Source organism: Vibrio sp. CCUG 15886, from assembly GCF_028570825.1.
In the GTDB taxonomy this organism is placed as follows: Bacteria; Pseudomonadota; Gammaproteobacteria; order Enterobacterales; family Vibrionaceae; genus Vibrio; species Vibrio vulnificus_B.
Map to the genome: position 1 here is coordinate 1 of NZ_JAQQBT010000026.1, position 19,645 is coordinate 19,645.

23 protein-coding genes are annotated in these 19,645 nt (G+C 40.8%); 21 read left to right on the plus strand and 2 right to left on the minus strand.

Going from position 1 to position 19,645, the window contains the following annotated elements; all coding sequences use genetic code 11:
* Positions 1 to 1,082 precede the first annotated feature (1,082 nt).
* From PQQ36_RS21515 to PQQ36_RS21590, 10 genes are all read left to right on the plus strand, one after another.
* Positions 1,083 to 1,538 (plus strand): NUDIX domain-containing protein, encoded by a 456-nt coding sequence (locus PQQ36_RS21515; protein WP_110097478.1) that lies wholly within the window; start codon positions 1,083 to 1,085, stop codon positions 1,536 to 1,538.
* A gap of 139 nt (positions 1,539 to 1,677) precedes the next feature.
* The gene (locus PQQ36_RS21525; protein WP_225471025.1) at positions 1,678 to 2,142 is read left to right on the plus strand and encodes a GNAT family N-acetyltransferase; all 465 of its coding nucleotides are present in this window, start codon (positions 1,678 to 1,680) and stop codon (positions 2,140 to 2,142) included.
* A 1,086-nt stretch (positions 2,143 to 3,228) separates the two neighbouring features.
* Positions 3,229 to 4,002: an NERD domain-containing protein gene (locus tag PQQ36_RS21535; RefSeq protein WP_103155497.1), complete on the plus strand. Its 774-nt coding sequence runs from the start codon at positions 3,229 to 3,231 to the stop codon at positions 4,000 to 4,002.
* Positions 4,003 to 4,158: 156 nt separating this feature from the next.
* Complete coding sequence (locus PQQ36_RS21540; RefSeq protein WP_103155496.1) at positions 4,159 to 4,527, plus strand: VOC family protein; 369 nt, start codon at positions 4,159 to 4,161, stop codon at positions 4,525 to 4,527.
* A 170-nt stretch (positions 4,528 to 4,697) separates the two neighbouring features.
* Positions 4,698 to 5,021, plus strand: a complete 324-nt coding sequence (locus PQQ36_RS21545; protein ID WP_025793425.1) for a hypothetical protein — start codon at positions 4,698 to 4,700, stop codon at positions 5,019 to 5,021.
* Between the two features lie 626 nt (positions 5,022 to 5,647).
* Positions 5,648 to 6,175: a hypothetical protein gene (locus PQQ36_RS21555; RefSeq protein ID WP_039445763.1), complete on the plus strand. Its 528-nt coding sequence runs from the start codon at positions 5,648 to 5,650 to the stop codon at positions 6,173 to 6,175.
* Positions 6,176 to 6,325: 150 nt separating this feature from the next.
* A complete protein-coding gene (locus PQQ36_RS21565; protein WP_225471111.1) occupies positions 6,326 to 6,520 on the plus strand; it encodes a hypothetical protein in 195 nt (64 codons plus the stop codon).
* Positions 6,521 to 6,789: 269 nt separating this feature from the next.
* Positions 6,790 to 7,092, plus strand: coding sequence for an immunity protein TriTu family protein (locus PQQ36_RS21570; protein WP_118893592.1), 303 nt, complete (start codon positions 6,790 to 6,792; stop codon positions 7,090 to 7,092).
* A 140-nt stretch (positions 7,093 to 7,232) separates the two neighbouring features.
* Complete coding sequence (locus PQQ36_RS21580; RefSeq protein ID WP_140313540.1) at positions 7,233 to 7,637, plus strand: DUF1801 domain-containing protein; 405 nt, start codon at positions 7,233 to 7,235, stop codon at positions 7,635 to 7,637.
* Between the two features lie 625 nt (positions 7,638 to 8,262).
* Entirely contained in the window at positions 8,263 to 8,592 is a 330-nt protein-coding gene (locus PQQ36_RS21590; protein WP_026050567.1) for a hypothetical protein, read from the plus strand.
* A gap of 137 nt (positions 8,593 to 8,729) precedes the next feature.
* On the opposite strand, the gene PQQ36_RS21595 is transcribed toward PQQ36_RS21590, so the two are convergent.
* Positions 8,730 to 9,464, minus strand: coding sequence for a hypothetical protein (locus PQQ36_RS21595; RefSeq protein ID WP_263180720.1), 735 nt, complete (start codon positions 9,462 to 9,464; stop codon positions 8,730 to 8,732).
* A 756-nt stretch (positions 9,465 to 10,220) separates the two neighbouring features.
* Here PQQ36_RS21595 and PQQ36_RS21605 point away from each other — a divergent pair.
* The 10 genes from PQQ36_RS21605 to PQQ36_RS21670 all read left to right on the plus strand — a co-directional run bounded on the left by PQQ36_RS21605 (position 10,221) and on the right by PQQ36_RS21670 (position 16,875).
* Positions 10,221 to 10,484, plus strand: a complete 264-nt coding sequence (locus PQQ36_RS21605; RefSeq protein ID WP_225471064.1) for a hypothetical protein — start codon at positions 10,221 to 10,223, stop codon at positions 10,482 to 10,484.
* The gene (locus tag PQQ36_RS21610) at positions 10,477 to 10,860 is read left to right on the plus strand and encodes a hypothetical protein (protein ID WP_225471063.1); all 384 of its coding nucleotides are present in this window, start codon (positions 10,477 to 10,479) and stop codon (positions 10,858 to 10,860) included. Before PQQ36_RS21605 ends, PQQ36_RS21610 begins: the two co-directional genes overlap by 8 nt.
* 189 nt (positions 10,861 to 11,049) lie before the next feature.
* Positions 11,050 to 11,439, plus strand: a complete 390-nt coding sequence (locus PQQ36_RS21615; RefSeq protein ID WP_391795011.1) for an RDD family protein — start codon at positions 11,050 to 11,052, stop codon at positions 11,437 to 11,439.
* Positions 11,440 to 11,576: 137 nt separating this feature from the next.
* Positions 11,577 to 12,041 (plus strand): hypothetical protein, encoded by a 465-nt coding sequence (locus tag PQQ36_RS21625; protein WP_103193793.1) that lies wholly within the window; start codon positions 11,577 to 11,579, stop codon positions 12,039 to 12,041.
* Positions 12,042 to 12,170: 129 nt separating this feature from the next.
* Entirely contained in the window at positions 12,171 to 12,773 is a 603-nt protein-coding gene (locus PQQ36_RS21630) for a hypothetical protein (protein ID WP_234404552.1), read from the plus strand.
* A gap of 149 nt (positions 12,774 to 12,922) precedes the next feature.
* Complete coding sequence (locus PQQ36_RS21640; RefSeq protein ID WP_045596014.1) at positions 12,923 to 13,315, plus strand: hypothetical protein; 393 nt, start codon at positions 12,923 to 12,925, stop codon at positions 13,313 to 13,315.
* 133 nt (positions 13,316 to 13,448) lie between these two features.
* Positions 13,449 to 13,895, plus strand: a complete 447-nt coding sequence (locus tag PQQ36_RS21650) for a GNAT family N-acetyltransferase (protein ID WP_263167279.1) — start codon at positions 13,449 to 13,451, stop codon at positions 13,893 to 13,895.
* Positions 13,896 to 14,530: 635 nt separating this feature from the next.
* The gene (locus tag PQQ36_RS21655; RefSeq protein WP_080608861.1) at positions 14,531 to 15,106 is read left to right on the plus strand and encodes a hypothetical protein; all 576 of its coding nucleotides are present in this window, start codon (positions 14,531 to 14,533) and stop codon (positions 15,104 to 15,106) included.
* A 646-nt stretch (positions 15,107 to 15,752) separates the two neighbouring features.
* Positions 15,753 to 16,286 (plus strand): shikimate kinase, encoded by a 534-nt coding sequence (locus PQQ36_RS21660; RefSeq protein WP_193785686.1) that lies wholly within the window; start codon positions 15,753 to 15,755, stop codon positions 16,284 to 16,286.
* Between the two features lie 136 nt (positions 16,287 to 16,422).
* Positions 16,423 to 16,875: a hypothetical protein gene (locus tag PQQ36_RS21670; RefSeq protein ID WP_065090388.1), complete on the plus strand. Its 453-nt coding sequence runs from the start codon at positions 16,423 to 16,425 to the stop codon at positions 16,873 to 16,875.
* 36 nt (positions 16,876 to 16,911) lie between these two features.
* Here the strand turns inward: PQQ36_RS21670 and PQQ36_RS21675 are convergent, their stop codons facing one another.
* Positions 16,912 to 17,880, minus strand: coding sequence for an IS30-like element ISVa6 family transposase (locus tag PQQ36_RS21675; RefSeq protein WP_273662589.1), 969 nt, complete (start codon positions 17,878 to 17,880; stop codon positions 16,912 to 16,914).
* Between the two features lie 251 nt (positions 17,881 to 18,131).
* On the opposite strand from PQQ36_RS21675, the gene PQQ36_RS21685 reads away from it, so the two are divergent.
* Positions 18,132 to 18,716, plus strand: a complete 585-nt coding sequence (locus PQQ36_RS21685) for a hypothetical protein (protein ID WP_225463996.1) — start codon at positions 18,132 to 18,134, stop codon at positions 18,714 to 18,716.
* Positions 18,717 to 19,645 lie beyond the last annotated feature (929 nt).

Genomic DNA, 19,645 nt, shown 5'->3' on the forward strand with positions numbered 1-19,645 from the left:
CTATGCGTTGCGTTTAGTGTTTAAGGTGGTATGCGGTAGCTTCGGTATTGCGTTGCTCACACCTTAACAGGGCGTTATTATCGCAACGGATCTCTCATGCTGAATGCGAAAGGTTGTAAGCTAGGTGTGAAACAGGCTGGGTAGTAGGGCGGAAAGGCGGCGAAAAGGGCGAATATTGGTTATTTCTATGCTAACCTTGAGGCGCTTTCGCGATCCTTAATATGGCGCGCAATTAAAGAGATCGCGAAAGAGCACTCAAGGTAGTGCGATAACAAATACTTCGGCTTCGATTTTTTGCCTGCATACCGTAATATCCAAGCATATCAAACATTTAGTCATCAACATCAGCGACTTTAGTTGCGAAATAACAAGACGTTCAAGCCGATTCGAAACGCATTGGGGTTTTAGTGCCTAAATAGGCACCGAGTTATCAGAGTTTATTTTAGGTTGGGGAGCATCTGCGTCTCTCACACCTTAACTGCGCGTTAGGCGACGGGCAGAAAAGTTCTTTGTTCTCATCTTCTTAGTTCTCTTTGAGCATTCGTTTTTCTAAGTCGGCAATTCAGCATTGTCGGCCAAAGTTCTTGAATATCTCCAACCGTAAAACATGCCAAAGTTCGTGGGTTGCCTCATTCATTTTTGGTGCTGGTTGGTGGCGAATTTCGCTGGCTCAAAGTGTGGCAAAGGCAAGTTAATCGAAGCTTTCGTTTTTGCTGCTAGCTTGTAGCTGTTGGTTTCTCAGGTTAAAAAGCAACTTTGTCGCTGAAAGGCCACATTTCGTGGTTGTGGGCAAATAGGCTGAAACATAGTGAGTTTTGTGGTTCTTGAATCGCAAAAAGTGCGTGTGTATTTTGTTGGCAAAAGGGTTTCAGGTAATCTGCTTTCAAAGTCACTTAAACACAGGTGGGAAACTTCGCCTAACAAGGCGTTTAAGGCGGATTCACAACGCTTTGCGATCTCGGCTTAAATCAGTTTTAGTGTTTAAGGTGCAATGGTCTAGGTTTGGTGGTTGGCGTTGTTCACCACTTAACGCGGCGTTATGCCACTTTTATTTTACTTCTCATGGATGAGGATAGAATTAGATGCAATATGGGATTCAGCATCACATAGAAGTTACAGCAAAAGCTGCTGGAGCTGTGATTTTTAATCAACACAATGAAGTGTTATTGGTTCAAGAGCTAACCGGCTCAAAGAAAGGTCTATGGCATGTACCGTCAGGTAGTGTTGAATCTACAGAGTTTCCTCAAGAGGCAGCGGTCAGGGAAATTGCAGAAGAAACGGGTTTAGAAGTTGCTCTAGAGAATTACTTAAATACCTATGCAGGACGTTTTGATGATGGTGAATTAGTATTACGTCATGTCTGGGGCACAGAAGTTAAAGACCAGGTCATATTGCCGAAATTCAACCATGAAATAGGTCGAGCAAAGTTCTTCTCGTTAGCTGAAGTACGGGATTTGTATGCTCAATCGAAATTGCGGATGCACCATACATTTTTAATGATCAATGATGCTTATGCACAGCGGGAAAAATTGGCATAACAAACTGTTCAAGAGGGATTCGCAACGCGTGGCATTTTTACTATGCGTTGGTTTTGGTGTTTAAGGCGGTTTGCGGCGGCTTTTGTATTGCGTTGCTCACCCCTTAACAGGGCGTTAGCTGTATTATGGAGTAAGCACGATGATTACAATTAGAAATTACAGCGTAGAAGATGCCAAAGCACTATGGGATATTCACTTTTATACAATTCGGAATATTAATATTCATGAATATTCTCAAGCTCAAGTCGAAGCTTGGGCTCCAGAACGTCTAGATCCGTCAGTCTGGGAAAAACGGATGAAAGGGTTATCTCCATTTGTTGCTGAAATAGACGGTGTCATTGTTGGCTACACAGATTTGCAAGCTAGTGGGCTTATAGACCATTTCTTTTGTCACCATGAGTATCAAGGCAAAGGTGTAGGTAAAGCTCTAATGAATCATGTTTTTAAGGTTGGCAATTCGCGCGGTATAAAACGTTATTTTTCTGAAGTCAGTATCACTGCTCGTCCATTTTACGAACACTTCGGTTTTAAAGTCGTTCAAGCCCAAGAAATGGAAGTCCGTGGTCAAAAACTAAGAAACTTTGTAATGGAAAAATACAGCTAACAAATTGTTCAAGAGGGATTCAGCACGCGTGGCATTTTTACTATGCGTTGGTTTTAGTGATTAAGACGGCATGCGGTAGCATCGGTGTTGCGTGCTTCACCCCTTAACAAGGCGTTATGCTTAATCAAATAAAATCAGTGGTTTATGGTTTTTCTTTATTCCCTCTGCTGATTGGTTTTGTGCTTGTCGGCAAGTTGGCTTCTGTGAGCGCTGTTTTTCGGACACTTATTCTTTGACGTTGGAAAGTCAGAGAGTTGCCTCAATCAATTCTCAGGTAAGCGCGAGGTTAGGGTGGCTGACTCAATCAGCAATTTGATCTTAGGTTTTTGAGTTTTAGCAACCAAATTTCAAAGTCTGATTTTTAAAAACTATGAGTCATTTCAGTTTTCTAGCTTTTGGCTTTTGTTTGTGAATCAAAGTCGAGTTAATCTTGTTTCCAGAAAAACGTAACCCATTGAAGCTTAAGCATAACAAGGCGTTTAAGTGGGATTTGGCCCGCGTGGCATTTTTAGTTTGCGTTGAGTTCGGTGGTTACGGCACTGTGCGGTAGCTTTTGTATTGCGTGCCTGCACCCCTTAACGCAGCGTTATGCTTAATCACGTAAAATCAGTGGTTTATGGTTTTTCTTTGTTCCCTTGGCTGATTGGTTTTGTGCTCGTCGGCAAGCTGGCTTCATTGGGCGCTATTTTTCGGACACATATTCTTTGGCGCTGAAAATTCAGTGAGTTGCCTCAATCAATTTTCAGGTAAGCGCGAGGTTAGGGCGGTTGGCTAAATCAGAAATCCATTTCTAGGTTTTCAAACTTCAAACCAGATTTGCCAAAATTCCGAGCCTGATTATCAAAACTATGATTCATTTCGGTTTTCTACGTTTTGGCTTTTGTTTGTAAATCAAAGTCGGGTTAATCTTGTTTCGCGTAAAACGTAACCCATTGAAGCTTAAGCATAACAAAGCGTTTAAGTGGGATTTGGCACGCGTGGCATTTTCAGTTTGCGTTGAGTTCGGTGGTTACGGCACTGTGCGGTAGCTTTTGTATTGCGTGCCTGCACCCCTTAACGCGGCGTTAGTTGAACAAGGAGAGTTCGGTGGATATTTTCGGAATATTACTAGGTGCATTAGCTCAAGTTTGGTACATCATCCCTTTGTTGATTTTCGTTTCGATATTCAAGAGTCGGTGGTTTAAAGGTGTATTTGGCGAGTTTTTGGTAAACAAACTACTATCTCAGTTGCCTGATTCAGATTACAAATTGGTGAGGGATGTAACTCTACCTACAGACGATGGCACAACACAAATCGACCATATTGTTGTATCAAGGTTTGGTGTTTTCGTTGTGGAAACCAAAAACATGAAAGGCTGGATCTTTGGCTCTAAAAACCAAAAGCAATGGACTCAGAAAATCTATCGTCACTCATCAAAATTTCAAAATCCACTTCACCAAAATTACAAACATGTTAAGACTCTTGAATCCTTACTGGCTGTAGATAGTGAAAAATTACACTCAGTAGTTGTTTTCATTGGTGACAGTACTTTTAAAACTGATATGCCTGAAAACGTTACTTATGCGCGTGGTTGCTTGGAATACATCAAAAAGTTTGAACAACCAGTGTTCTCTGAATCAGAATATAGTCAACTTGTGTACTCGATAAACGAAGTTAAGCTCAAAAAAGGCATTGTTACGGATATTAAGCATCGTCAACAAGTGAAAGAAATCGTAGCAGCAAAAGAGGCTATAAAGCAGTGCTCACGTTGTGGCTCAGAAATGGTTGTTCGTGAAACTAAGCGAGGTGAAAACAAAGGTAAACAGTTTTGGGGGTGTTCGGCATTTCCCAAATGTAGGTCGGTCGAACAGTTCAACTAACAAAGCGTTTAAGACAGATTCGCAACGCTCGGCATTTTTGGTTTGCTTCAACTTTAGTGTCTACGGCACAATGGTTTAGGTAGGGTGGTCTGCGTTGCTCACTACTTAACGCGGCGTTATATGCTTTCAAAATCTGTGAGCAAAAGGGAGTTTAAAATGATTCTAAATCATGTCTCAGTTGGTGTTTCAAATGTGCCATCTGCGGTGGTTTTTTACGATTCAGTTCTATCTACTTTGTCCATAAAACGAGCTCATTACATCGAGAATGTCGCGGCTGCCTACGGCGAAAATTTTGAGTTTTGGGTAGGTTGCCCATGTGAAAATTCACCCTCTTCAGGTAATGGAACTCACATTGCTTTCAACGCGCCAAACAAAGAAGCTGTTGACCAGTTTTATGCTACTGCATTAGAGCTTGGTGGCGAGTGTGCCGGTAAGCCTGGCTTGCGTCCAGAGTACGGTGAGACTTACTATGCAGCGTTTGTCCGCGATGTTGACGGTAACAAAATTGAAGCAGTCTTTATGTAGCCGAAGCTACGCATATAACAAGGCGTTTAAGACGGATTCACAACGCTTGGCGGTTTCAGTTCCGGTCAGGTTTAGTGTTTAAGGTACAAAGGTTTTGGTTTGGTGGCAGGCGTTGTTCACCACTTAACGCGGCGTTAGCTGTAATAAGTATTTGGGAGTTCTAAAATCGGATGTATAAATTAGAAATATTCTGTACGCCTGAGCAACAAGATCTAGTGCTGAGTACTTTACATGAATCAGGTGTAGATAAAATCGGAAACTATGATCATTGTTGGGCTATTGGTTCAGTTACAGGCTCTCACCGAGCGCTTGATGGCTCAACTCCAGTATTTGGAGGCAAAGGAAATGTGGAAAGCTATCCTCTGCTGAAGGTTGAAATCAACGTTGCGAAAAGCCAAGTGAAACCTATAGTTGAGCAACTACGAATCTGTCTTGGTTGGGAGGAGCCTTTGGTAAATGTCTTCAAAGTTTATAACTCGGAGTTTGACCTTTAACGGTGGAGCATACAGCTAACAAGGCGTTTAAGGCGGATTCACAACGCTTGGCGATTTCAGCTCTAGTTAGGTTAAGTGTTTAAGGTACAATGCTTTAGTTTTGGTGGTAGCGTTGTTCACCACTTAACGCGGCGTTATGCTTAATCACATAAAATCAGTGGTTTATGTTTTTCTTTGTTCCCTTAGCTGATTTGTTTTGTGCTTGTCGGCAAGTTGACTTCATTGGGCGCTGCTTTTCGGACACTTATTCTTTGGCGCTGAAAATTCAGAGAATTGCCTCAATCAATTTTCAGGTAAGCGCGAGGTTAGGGCGGCTGGCTCAATCAGCAATTTGATCTTAGGTTTTTGAGTTATAGCAGCCAAATTTCAAAGTTCGATTTTCAAAACTATGAGTCATTTCGGTTTTCTACGTTTTGGCTTTTGTTTGTAAATCAAAGCCGAGTTAATCTTGTTTCCATAAAAACGTAACCCATTGAAGCTTAAGCATAACAAGGCGTTCAAGAGGGATTCATGCCGCGTGGCATTTTTGGTTTGCAGTTAGTTTTGGTGGTGAAGGTGGTCTACGGAAAGTTGGTTTGGGCGGCATTCACCCCTTAACGCAGCGTTAGCTTCAGGAGTTCAACATCATGCTAGAGTTTGTACGGAAAGTTATTACTAGTTTACGTCAACCATCTCGACGTTTTTGGGAGTGGAAGTATCATGAAGTTATTGCAGAGCAGATCAAACTGTCATTCTTACCATTTGTATTGATAGCTACGTTAAGTTGTTATTCTGCTAAGTATCATGGTGGGAAACTACCTCTAGTAGGAAGTGTCGCTAGAGAATTTATCCAAATAGATACAGCTTATTTGTTTTTCTTATCGTTGTTGCCGTTGATGTCGCTTTTTGTCCTCTTCTATAAATGGAAGGCTGCGAAAGAATTTGTAGCACGAATTATATCAAGCATATGTCATTGGAGTTTCACTATTACCGTAGCTATGACTAGTGTTGTAGCCGGGCTGGCTTTACCGTTTGCACTATCACTTATTAAGACAGAAGATTTGTATTTAAAGTTAGGAAATACACTGTTCCTTCTGTTTATTCCATCACTCCATTACTGTATAGCTAAGTTCGTTCAGCCTGGAGTAATAGAAAGGCTGAAAAAACAGCAATGAAGCTAACAAACTGCTTAAGAGGGATTCGCAATGCGTGGCATTTTTGGTATGCGGTGGGTTTTGTGATTTAGGCGGTGTGCGGTAGATTTCGCAGTGCATTGCTCACCCCTTAGCAGGGCGTTATGCTTAATCATTTAAAATCAGTTGGTTATGGTTTTTCTTTGTTTTCTCGGCTTGTTAGTTTCTAGTTCGTCGGCAAGTTTGGTTCAGTGGACGCTGTTTTCCGGACACTTATTCTTTGGCGCTGAAAATTCAGAGTGTTGCCTCAGTCAATTTTCGGGTAAGCGCGAGGTTAGGGAAGTTGGCTCAATCAAAACTTTGAACTTAGGTTTTTTGAGTTTTTAGCAGCCAAATTTCAAAGTCTGATTTTCAAAAATTATGAGTCATTTCAGTTTTCTGCGTTTTGGCTTTTGGTTGTAAATCAAAGTCGAGTTAATCTTGGTTCCAGAAAAACGTAACCCATTGAAGCTTAAGCATAACAAGGCGTTCAAGTGGGATTCATGCCGCGTGGCGTTTCTGGCATGCGGTGTGTTTTGGTGGTAAAAGTGGCGTGCGTAAAGTTGGTTTATGCGGCATTCACCCCTTAACGCGGCGTTATGTTTATAGGTGTAGATATGCTTGAATATTTAGCTTCATGGGCATCATCAAAATCCAAGATATTTAGCGGTGAAAGTTTAATCGTTGACTTGTCAGAGAAACTTGGTGACGAAGTAAAAGCTCAATACATTGAAATTGAAGGAAACGGCTTGCTATCTAGAGCAACTTTGTGGGAAACGGGCAACCTGGTTTTAGAAGCCATTGACATTGAGTCAGAGCAGCATGCTATATCGGAAATCTATGAGTTGCGAGATCATGCCCAAATCGACGACAAACTAAATTGGTGGCTAAGTGAAATTGCCACTTATGAGAAAGTCTAAACATAACAAACAGTTTAAGAGGGATTCAGCATGCGTGGCATTTTTAGTATGCGTTGATTTCGGTGTTGAAGTGCCATGCAGCGGCTTAGTCATTGCGTGCTTCACCCCTTAACTGGGCGTTATGTGAATAGGAGATTCAAGTGAACAAGGTAGTCAAAGAACGTTTCGATGAATATCCAGAAAATGCTCGTGTTAGGCTATTGGAGCTACGAAATCTGGTTTTTCAAATCGCATCTGATTTGGAGCTGGGTGAAGTCGATGAAACTCTAAAGTGGGGTGAACCTAGCTATAGTGTAAAAACAGGCAGCCCGCTAAGAATGGACTGGAAGCTGAAATCTCCCAACAATTATTACCTGTTCTTTAATTGCCAAACTAAGTTAGTCGATACATTTCGAGAATTGTATTGTGAAGAACTGGCGTTTCAGGGAAACAGAGCAATAGTTCTGTCCTTATCAAAAGCGTTACCAGAAACAGCAATAAAGTCCTGTTTAGAGTTAGCTTTAACCTATCAGCATCGTAAACATTTACCTCTTTTGGGCGCGTGAAAAATTCACATAACAAAGCGTTTAAGGCAGATTCGCAACGCGTGGCATTTTTGGTTTTAATCGGCTTTAGTGTTTACGGCACAATAGGTTAGGTTCAGTGGTGGCGTTGCTCACTACTTAACGCGGCGTTATGCTTAATCACGTAAAATCAGTGGTTTATGGTTTTTCTTTGTTCCCTCAGCTTTTGGGTTATGTGCTCGTCGGCAAGTTGGGTTCAGTGGGCGCTATTTTCTGGACACTTATTCTTTGGCGTTGGAAGTTCAGAGAATTGCCTCAATCAACTTTCGGGCAAGCGCGAGGTTAGGGCTTCTGGCTCAATCGGCAATTTGATCTTAGGTTTTTGGTCTTGGATAGCCGAAATTCGAAGTGTGTTTTTCAAATCTATGAGTCATTTCGGTTTTCTACGTTTTGACTTTTGTTTGTGAATCAAAGTCGAGTTAATCTTGGTTCTATTAAAACGTAACCCATTGAAGCTTAAGCATAACAAGGCGTTCAAGTGGGATTTGGCACGCGTGGCATTTTCAGTTTGCGTTGAGTTCGGTGGTTACGGCACTGTGCGGTAGCTTTTGTATTGCGTGCCTGCACCCCTTAACGCGGTGTTATGTTCACAAGATGGATTGTAGATATGGATGAAAAAGTACAAATAGCTTTTGGTGTTTGGGCGGGTGTTTCACTCCTCGGTTATGTGTTGTTCTATGCGAATAAAAATACACAGTTTAAGAGGAAATATTATCCAGCATTCTCTGTCGTGACAGGCGCTTTATTTTTGTTTATTGTTAACTTGATGGGCTTTTTTAAACATCAATTCTGGATTGTAATTGTCCCCATTGTTGCGCTAATAACTTTTATGAACATACGTGGTGCTAAGTTTTGCGACAACTGTGGGAAATCAAACTTTACGCAATCGTTAAAAGATAAAAAAATCGAATGTCAAAAATGTGGGCATACTATTTGAGCAATGTGAACATAACAAGGCGTTCAAGTGGGATTCATGCCGCGTGGCATTTTTGGCATGCGGTGATTTTTGGTGGTGAAAGTGGTCTGCGGAAACTTGGTTTGTGCGGCATTCACCCCTTAACGCGGCGTTAGAACTCACAATAGTTTTTCTATTACAGTTGTTATGACTAAAATAGCAAAACAAATTGGCGATAATGGTCGATTTCTCGATAGGTATGTAGCCCAGTTAGCTATCTTTATCGTTGAATATAGGAAAGCAAATGCACTGATGGCAATCGGGGCTAATAGTACAGTAGTTAAAAGAAGATATATTATGAATATTCCTTCAATAATTAAGAAAATTGTTAGCCCATCTAACCATATGCTTGATGCAGGATCTACGGTAAGTCCCGCAATCAATGGCTCGAATGGCAAGAGTAGTATTTGTAGCATCATTTTCGTGAGACTGAGCTCTTGGTTGGCAGCTAGGTCAAGCAATGGAAGTGCTAGGCAGCAAAGAGACATTTTTGAAAACTGTAAAAACATGTCCAAAGCATACTTACCTTTATCTGAAAACCACGTAATAGCAAGCCATACAGCCATTGCGTAGATAAAAGCCATAGCAAGGTAAAAGAAAAATATACTTTTGGCTTCACCAAAAAGATACATTGAAATAGTGAGTAGAAGGAACAATAAGAGACTTAAGTATCCAAAAAAAGACTTAGTGACCTGAAAAAGTTCGGTTGTATTATTTTTTCTATATGAATCAATGATGTTTTTAAACGAATTGTCGAAATTGGATACCTTCGAATGAAGTTCAGGGTTAAGGTCAAGAGCATACCTCGCTAAAAGAATTGTCATTAAAATTTGAACGATTTCAATTAAACTCATGAGTTTACCCTTTCACCAGAACGAAGTTATGTTGCATATAAATATACTGTATGTCAATACAGTTACCTTATGTTGGAACTGAGTTCTAACAATAAATTTAAGAGTGATTCACAACGCTTGGCGCTTTCACTTCAAGCCAGTTTAGTGTTTATGGCACAATGGTTTAAGTAAGGTGGTAGCGTTGTTCACACCTTAATTTGGCGTTATGTTTAATCACCTAAAATCAGTTGGTTGCTTCTTTCTTTGCTTTCTCGGCTTTATAATTTTGGTCTTGTCGGTAAGTTGACTTCAGTGGTCGCTGTTTTCTTTGCTCCAATTCGTGGGCGCTAAAAATTCAGAGAGTTGCCTCATTGAAATGCAGTGTTTGGGTGAGGTGAGTGCAGCTTGCTCAGTTTCAAAGTTAGAGCTTCAGCTTTCGTTTTTCACGTTGAGACTCAATGCAAATTCAATCAATTTTATGAGTTAATTCAGTTTTTTAGGCTATGGTTTTGGTGTGCAAAGGTAAGTCGAGTTAAGCTCTTGGTATCGTAAAGTTTAACCCTTTGAGCCTTAAACATAACAAGGCGTTCAAGAGGGATTCATACCGCGTGGCATTTTTGGTATGCAGTGAGTTTTGGTGGTGAAAGTGGTCTGCGGAAAGTTGGTTTATGCGGCATTCACCCCTTAACGCAGCGTTAGGCTTTTAAGCGGTCAGCACATTTTCTAACTAAATTTCATGTAGTAAAATATCTGAAATTTCAGAACCAAGTTACTAATATGAGCAATTACAATCAAGAAAAGCTACTAAAACACATCCAAGAGAAATGGCGAGATAATGGTTGTCCTATGTGTGGGGTGACGGCTTGGGCAATCTCAGATACAGCTTTCGAAATGAGAGAGTTTCATGGTGGGAATCTCAATATGTCTGGCTCAATTCACCCTGTAATTCCGGTGAATTGTACAAACTGTGGCTACACAATGTTGATCAACGCACTTTATGCAGGCGCTATTGATAAAAATGGAAGCCAAAGTAATGAGTGAGCAACAGCCATTTAAAATAACCCAAACACTGGATATTAAACAACCAACATCAACACAAGCAATGGCTCTGCCAAAACCTGAGTGGAATCTGTTAAAAAATTCTGTGCAATCAATCAAAGATAATAACTCAACGTTTCATACGGTAGGTTCAGCCCTAATCGGAGCAGGAGTTTCTACTGGATTGGCTGCTTTTTTTACTTCTTTTCCACAAGAGCAAGAAATCAATCAAGTGATTATGTGGGCTGCTGCAATTTGTGCGACGTTTTGTGGGATCGTGTGTTGTTTTTTTGCCGAGAAAGAAAAAAAGTTAGTGAACAAAAGTGCAGCAAGCGTATTGGCGCAAATGGAAGTCGTGGAACAACGGTACGGTCAATAAAAGCCTAACAATCGCTTCAAGACGGATTCGCAACGCGTGGCATTTATGTCATGCGTTGATTTTAGTGATTAATGTGGTGTGCGGAAACATCGTATTGCGTTGCTCACCACTTAAGCGGGCGTTAGCAAATTTATTCGACATCTAACTCACATGGAGGATAAGTAAGTGAAAACAGATAAAGGTTCGATTATGGAATCGCATAGGCTTGCAAGCCCGGGTCTTCGTTATTTAGGACAAATCATTGATGGTGCAATAAGTGCCGCAATATTCATTTTCTTTCTTTGGCTTGGTACATTAATTGGTTTATCCCAAGACTCATCTGGCTTAATTGCCTTTTCTGCCGCTGCTTTTTATTTCCTACTTTCTGATGGTTTTGCAAAAGGTCAAAGCCTCGGTAAGAAGCTACTAGGTATCTCAGTTATAGATTCAGTTACAGGAAAAAGTTGTAGTTTTCCTCAGTCATTTTTCCGCAATGTTTTGACACCAATAATCGGCATGATTGACGCGATCTTTATTCTAGGTAAAAGAAGACAGAGATTAGGTGACAAACTGGCGAAAACAATCGTTGTAGTAAATTAGCTAACAAACTGTTCAAGAGGGATTCGCAACGCGTGGCATTTTTACTATACGTAGGTTTTAGTGTTTAAGGTGGTATGCGGGAGCTTTGGTATTGCGTTGCTCACCCCTTAACAGGGCGTTATGTGCTAAGGAGGAAAATGAAGCAATTAGAAAGAGTCGAACGATATTTGGAAAGGATAAGAACCATATATGCAGGAAAAACTGGGATACCATGGGAAAACCGCAAGTATCATGAGGATGATGTGTATAGTTTTTTCTTATATTGTCACCATTTACAGGACTGGGTTGAAGAACTAAATCAAGTTGGCATCACCCAAGAAGATATCAAGATGTTTGTAAAGTCTCATACAGTTTTGCGTATTTGTGCTGACTTAGCCAACGCGACAAAACACTGTAAATTGAAGCATCAAAAAGTTACAGGCTATAAGCATCAACCAAGTATTTCCGGCTCTCTGCATCAAGACAATACGTTTGGAAACGGTGTAAAATCGAAGTTTTCCTTAATCTCAGGTTACGCATACTACGATGCACTTGAAGTTGCTGAAGAGTGTTTCAGGCTTTGGAACGACTTTATTGAATCGCACGTCAAAGTTCGCACATAACAAAGCATTTAAGAGGGATTCTCAACGCTTGGCATTTTGGGTTCTACTTCAATTTAAGTGTTTATGGCACAATGCTTTAGGTTGGGTGGTTACGTTGTTCACCCCTTAATGCGGCGTTAGGAAAAATTAATGAAGTTCGGCGATTTTAAAGACATTATTGTAAATAATTCTGAGGTTGTACTCGACAGCATCTTGGACGATGGTTTGTTGAAAGACATTCCAATCATTAATAATTTGGTTGATCTTTACAATGTTAAAACAACGATTAGTGACAAGATTTTCTATAAAAAAGTAGTTAGCTTTTATGAGTCTTTTTCAGATGTGAATCGGGATTCTTTCGCCCAGTGGAATACATGGGTTAATGAAAATTTGGACTCTGCGGAAAAAATAGCAAGCACTCTTGTACTTCATATCGACTCTCAAAGTGATCTTGTTAAATGCAAATTTGTAGGTCACTTATTCAAGAAGTTGGTGGAAGAGAAAATATCTTTAAGAGACTTCGAGGCGTATCTTTATGTGACTTCAACGTGTTCTGTGAGAGATATAAGGAAGCACTGTGTAGATGGTGGCGATCAGTCGTCTTCTACAGAAGCATCGTTAGCTCAAAGGTTGCAGTTTGTTGGCTTCTATTCTTTTACTCCAGAATCATTGAGTCAAAGTGAAAAGTTAGAGTATGAAATCACAGATAGAGGATGCGATTTCATTAATATGATGGAAGATTTTCATTGGTAAAATTTTCCTAACAAACAATTTAAGAGTGATTCAGCACGCTTGGCATTTTTGGTTTGCGTTGGGTTCAGTGATTACGGCGCTGTGCGGTAGCTTTTGTATTGCGTGCCTGCACCCCTTAACGCGGCGTTAGTAGGTGACAGGAGGCTCAGGTGGAGCTCTATATAAATGGTAATGTTCCCCAAGTGGGTAAAGTTTGTGAGCAGTTTTTTCTTGAGCAAATCCAGTGTTCGCAAACTATCCATGATCAAGCGAATGTCGCGTATTTTCGTTTTGACTCCCAGTGGTTTCAGTTGTACTTCGATGGCATCAGTATCTTTTGGCGCGTCTGCGTTGAGCCAACAGAGCCAATAAATAGTGATTTTTCGTCTTACAGCTCATTAGTTAATTTCAGCGAAATTAAAGGTATTTGTAGCCATGCCTTGACACGTATTGAACAGTTTTTGGATAGCGATATCATTTTTTTATCCCTTACTTTTGATAGTGGGGTGGTTCTAAAGTTTGAATATTTTAGTTTGGATGATTATACGAAAGTCACCTACTAACAAACTGTTCAAGAGGGATTCGCAACGCGTGGCATTTTCACTATGCGTTGGTTTTAGTGTTTAAGGTGTTATGCGGCGGATTTGGTATTGCGTTGCTCACCCCTTAACAGGGCGTTATGTGCTTGGAGAAAATATGCAATATATCGAAGTCAAAAGTAGCGAAATTCCACTAGATTTATTGCTTGAAGCTGATCCTTGTGAAGCTAATATCGCTTCATATCTATCTGATTCATGGTGTTTTGCAGCAGTAGAGAATGGTCGAGTTTTAGCTGCTTGTATCGTGAAAGCACAGACCAACAGTCTCGCTGAGATATTTAATGTATCTGTATCTCCAGAGCTACAAGGTCAAGGTATTGGCTCTAAGTTACTCAAGTTTGTTCTATCTCTGTTGCCAAGTAAGGGGATCAATCGTGTTGAGCTTGGTACGGGTACATTTGGCTATCAACTTACTTATTATCAGCGTTTAGGTTTTCGAGTAGACTCAATTATCAAAGACCATTTCTTGCTAAACTACTCTGAGCCAATCTATGAAAATGGTATTCAACACAAAGACATGCTGAGATTGTACGTAAATATTTAGTACGCACATAACAAAGCGTTTAAGAGGGATTCTCAACGCTTGGCATTTTCAATTTGATTCACCTTTAGTGATTACGGCACAATGGTTTAGGCTAGGTGGTGGCGTTGTTCACCCCTTAACGCGGCGTTATGCTTAATCTCGTAAAATCAGTGATTTAGTGTTTTTCTTTGTTCCCTCGGCTTGTTAGTTTCGAGTTCGTCGGCAAGTCAGCTTCATAGGGCGCTATTTTCTGGACATCAATTCTTTGGCGCTGGAAATTCAGAGGATTGCCTCAATCAGTTTTGGCGTAAGCGTGAGGTTAGGGCAGTTGGCTCATTCAGAACTTTGAACTTAGGTTTTTGAGTTTTAGTAGCCAAATTTCAAAGTCAGATTTTCAAAAATCATGAGTCATTTCAGTTTTTTAGGTTTTGCCTTTTGTTAACTAATCCTAGCCGAGTTAATCTTGGTTTTGGTAAAAATGTGGGCGTTGAAGCTTAAGCATAACAAAGCGTTAAAGTGGGATTTGGCACGCGTGGCATTTTTAGTTTGCGTTGAGTTCGGTGGTTACGGCACTATGCGGTAGCTTTTGTATTGCGTGCCTGCACCCCTTAACGCGGCGTTAGGCGCCTATGAAATGGACTACGGAGTATTAGCTAATGAAACTCGAAGAACAAATTGAAAAGTTATCAGACATAGGGTTGTTGCTGAATGAAGGTGTGACTATTAACGATTTGCTCCTTTCATATTCGAGAGAAGAATATGAATCGAATCCTTTTGATCTAATTCTTTTTGTATATGGAATAGAGATTGAAGAAGAACCATGGGGACGGTTTGTTTGTGATCAAGCGTGGAACTTCGATGTAGAGGCGATTGAAGACGACGGTTCCTATGTTGAAATCGTAAAGCAGTTCCATCGAATTACAGGCAGAGCCAAGAATTTAGAAGGGTTGCGAGATAGCGTAAACCTAGAAGAACATTATGCAGAGCTTCGGTATTCAGTCGATGGTGTTAATAGGCTGCTAAAGCCTGAAATAGGCGATGATTGGGCAGATGCGAAAACTATAGAAATTATACTAAGCGATTTACGTCAGCCGGGATTTGACTTCTATCCAAAGGATAATGGGCAAGCCAGTATCTGGTTCTACCTGTCTGAAAGTCAGGCTATAGAGCTAAACAAACTCGCCAATAATGTATTCAATTTAGAGCGTAAACCATGGTGGAAAGTATGGTAGTTCTCAGTGAGTTCAAGACGCCTAACAAGCAATTTAAGAGGGATTCACAACGCTTGGCACTTTTGTTTCTACTTCAGTTTTAGTGTTTATGGCACAATGCTTTAGGTTTGGGTGTAGGCGTTGTTCACCCCTTAATTGGGCGTTATGCTTAATCAAGTAAAATCAGTGGTTTATGGTTTTTCTTTGTTCCCTTGGCTGATTGGTTTTGTGCTTGTCGGCAAGTCGGTTTCATTGGGCGCTGTTTTTTGGACACTTATTCTTTGGCGCTGGAAATTCGGAGAATTGCCTCAATCAATTTTCAGGTAAGCGCGAGGTTGGGGCGTCTGGCTCAATCAGTAATTTGAACTTAGGTTTTTGAGTTTGAGCCGCCAAATTTCAAAGTCTTATTTTCAAAAATTATGAGTTATTTCAGTTTTTTAGGTTTTGCCTTTTGTTAGCTAATCCTAGTCGAGTTAATCTTAGTTTTGGTAAAAATGTGGGCGTTGAAGCTTAAGCATAACAAAGCGTTAAAGTGGGATTTGGCACGCGTGGCATTTTCAGTTTGCGTTGAGTTCGGTGGTTACGGCACTGTGCGGTAGCTTTTGTATTGCGTGCCTGCACCCCTTAACGCGGCGTTATGTGCTAGGGAAAGAAATCAGGTTTGGTGATGAAAAGAATTAATGTAATAGGTACAAGTGGTAGTGGTAAAAGTACTTTCAGTCGCCAACTTGCTAGCAAGCTTAAATACCCATATTTGGAAATGGATGCGATATTTTGGAAGCCAAATTGGCAAGAGTCTACAGATGAAGAGTTCTTCGCAAATCTAACTGAGAGTCTAAGTGGCGAACATTGGGTGCTTGATGGTAACTATAACCGGACAGCCGAAATCAAATGGGCTAGGGCTGACACCATCATTTGGGTGGACTATTCCTTTTCTAGGACGTTATTTCAAGCTGTGAAACGAGCGTTAACTCGTATTGTGACTAAACAGGAACTGTGGGGTAAAGCGGGCAATGTTGAGTCATTCAAAAAGTCGTTTCTTAGCAAAGATTCGATTATTCTCTGGGCATTGAAAACGTATAAAACAAATCGTATTCGTTATACAGAGTTACTTAATGACCCGAGGTATAGCCACATAAAGTTCGTGAGAGTAACTAGCCCGAAAAAGGCTAGGGTTTTCATCGATGAGCTGCGCACATAACAAGGCGTTTAAGAGGGATTCATGCCGCGTGGCATTTTTGGTATGCGGTGATTTTTTTGTGGTGAAAGTGGTTTGCGGAAGGTTGGTTTATGCGGCATTCACCCCTTAACGCAGCGTTATGTGTAATGAGGATACTATGCAAAAATTCGTAGCTGTTTTAGGTTTGCTGTGTGTGCCTTATGTGTATGCTGAATCAATTGAAGGGTGTTATTTGGTTGCTGATGAGATAACCAGTTTTTCATCTGAAGAGTCAGAGATTCAGTCTACTTACGTAAAAATTTCAAGGTCTGCGGGAAACTACTCAGTTGAGGGGCTTGTTTGGGGGGCTAATTTTCATGTTTGCCATATTGCCTCTCCGATTGAAGGCGTTGGTGGGCCACTGCAAATGAACTATGTCGACAATAAACTCGTTTATAGCCATAGTGAGGCCGAATACAGCATAAATTGTGAGCTAGAAGTCTCCTTTAAAGATAACTCATTGACAATAAAGGACTCTAATCATCATTGTTCTGAGTACGTCTTTTATTGTGGTGCTAGAGTTGGTTTAGATAAAGTTGAGTTACCCAAAGTAGCACAAGAGTGCCCTTAAATTACACTTAGTATCAAGTTTGAAGTGCGACACTTTTTACAGATGCGCATGAATATACTCCGTTGGTGTCCTATACCCAAGCCTTTTGCGTGGGCGCGTATTTAATTTGTGTGCAATTTCATTGCAGAGCTTCTGTGTCACGTGTGACATAGAAGTTCGTTTTGGTAAGTATTGTCGTATCAAGCCATTGGTGTTTTCATTTGTGCCTCGTTCCCATGAGTGGTATGGATTTGCAAAGTAAAACAGACAGTTATGATGTTTTTCTAGTTGTGCATAACCATGAAATTCAGTGCCGTTATCCGCAGTTATCGTCTTAAAAGGTAAGTCAGAGCGGGTCATGATTTTGCTCATTCTTACGTTGAGCGACTCGCTTGTTCTATCGTCCATTTGCCCAATAAAAGTGTAGCCAGTCATTCTGTCGACTAAAGTCACGATACAGTGCTTGGTTCCGCGGCCAACGACGGTATCAATTTCCCAATGACCAGGCTCTTTTCGATGCTCAGCTTTTGCAGGTCTTTCGGTAATATGACGTTTTGCTGCCAGGCGACCTCGGCTGTCTTTTGAGTTATACCTTTTACGCCTTTTCTTAGTGGATTGGCGTAGGTGTTTCCATAGGGTTCCACCGAGAGTTTTGTCGTTCCAAATATGCTGATAAATGAGCTCGTGGCTCATTGTTGGATAGCCTCTTACTCGTAGGTATCCGACGATTTGGTCAGGGCTCCAATCCAGTCGTAGCAAGGCTTCAGGTAACCTGAAGTTGATTTCGCTGTAACGCTTATTTCTGCGCGAGCGGCTTAGCCGGTTGCGAGCCATCTGTTGGGCTCTCCATGCTTGATAGGAGTACCTTTTAAAATGTCTGTTGTATCGGGAATTACGTTCAATTTCTCGATAGATAGTAGCTTTGTGACGACCCAGTTGTTTAGCTATTTTAGCGGTACTAATTCCTTGCTTTCTGAGTGCAGAAATCATATACCTTTCGTTCTCAGTGAGGTGCGTGTATCTCATGTTTTTTACTTCTTGGCGGGAGCAAACTTCGTGATTATCGCATCTCACTGTTTTTATGTTCAGAGGTGTCGCACTTCGTACTTGAATCCAAGACACATAACAAGGCGTTCAAGTGGGATTCATGCCGCATGGCATTTTTGGCATGCGGTTAGTTTTGGTGGTGAAAGTGGTCTGCGCAAAGCTGGTTTAAGCGGCATTCACCCCTTAACGCAGCGTTATGCTTCAGTTCGATCTCTAGGAGATAATCGTAAATGAAAGAGCTTTTCGAGATAGATAAGTACAAATCTAATAAACCTGTAATTAACTCTGGCAAGGCTTATAAAAGCTACATGACTATTCGTCGCGATTTGAGGTGTGCTCATTCGATTGTAGAGAGAAACATATCACTCAAAGAGTCCATAAATAATGGCTCCGTATCTCTAGAAGACGTTGGTGACACAATGTATATCGAGCGAAGTGCGCTAATGCATGCCGTTACTCTGTATTCACGCTGGTTTAAAGCTACCTCTGGCAAACCTAAATTAGATACAAAAATATTTTTTGCAAAGGGTTCTTCCTTGGAACGCAGCCACAAGGAAATTATAGACTTACGTGACAAGTACTTAGCCCACAATGAGCTAGATTTGTTGGGGACAGATCGAGTCTGGGTAAACTTTGACGAATATGGAAACGCTGAAAGTGTTTACAGTGACTTCATCGAAAATCAGTTCATCAACCATAATGAGCTTGATTTGAACCAATTTAAAGCTTGTATTGAACTGGTTCATAATAAAATTGACGCTGAAATTATCCCCGAGAAAGAAGCTAAGTTATTAGAAATGTTGAGAAAAGCATAACAAGCAATTTAAGAGGGATTCACAACGCTTGGCACTTTTGCTTCTACTTCAAATTAAGTGTTTATGTCACAATGCTTTAGGTTGGGTGGTAGCGTTGTTCACCCCTTAATTGGGCGTTAGGTTTATCAGTCGAAAAGCAATACCGCACAAAGTTGAATTTGGCGGTATTGTTGGTTTTGGGGGTTTTAGGTGGAATATTTACTTACCGCCAGTTTTTAGTAGCTTTACTATACGAACTAGCCTTTCAATTGCCATTAAAACTAGTACAAATAATTCGGTGTATTCACGCATTTGGCTTCTCCGTTTTTGCTTTCAATTCGATACTATGATCACGTTGAATTTCTGTCAAATTCGCACGTTTGCGTTTAAAAACAATAACTTATAAAAATAATCTGGGCGAAGTTGGCATCATGTTGGATCTGGCTGGGAATTTGTTGGCATTTACTGGGCAAAAAAAATTATTTTTTTAGTTTCTGTTTAAAATATAGCTTTGGCGAGATTTTGGTGATAAGTGCTAGAATAAACCTAACAAACTGTTCAAGAGGGATTCGCAACGCGTGGCATTTTTACTATGAGTTGGTTTTAGTGTTTAAGGTGGTATGCGGCGGCTTTGGTATTGCGTTGCTCACCCCTTAACAGGGCGTTATGCTTAATCAAATAAAATCAGTGGTTTATGGTTTTTCTTTGTTCCCTTAGCTGATTTGTTTTGTGCTTGTTGGCAAGTTGACTTCATTGGGCGCTGCTTTTCGGACACTTATTCTTTGGCGCTGAAAATTCAGAGAATTGCCTCAATCAGTTTTCAAGCAAGCGCGAGGTTAGGGTGGCTGGCTCAATCAGCAATTTGATCTTAGCTTTTTGAGTTTTAGCGGCCGAATTTCAAAGCCCAGATTTTCAAAACTATGAGTCATTTCGGTTTTCTACGTTTTGGC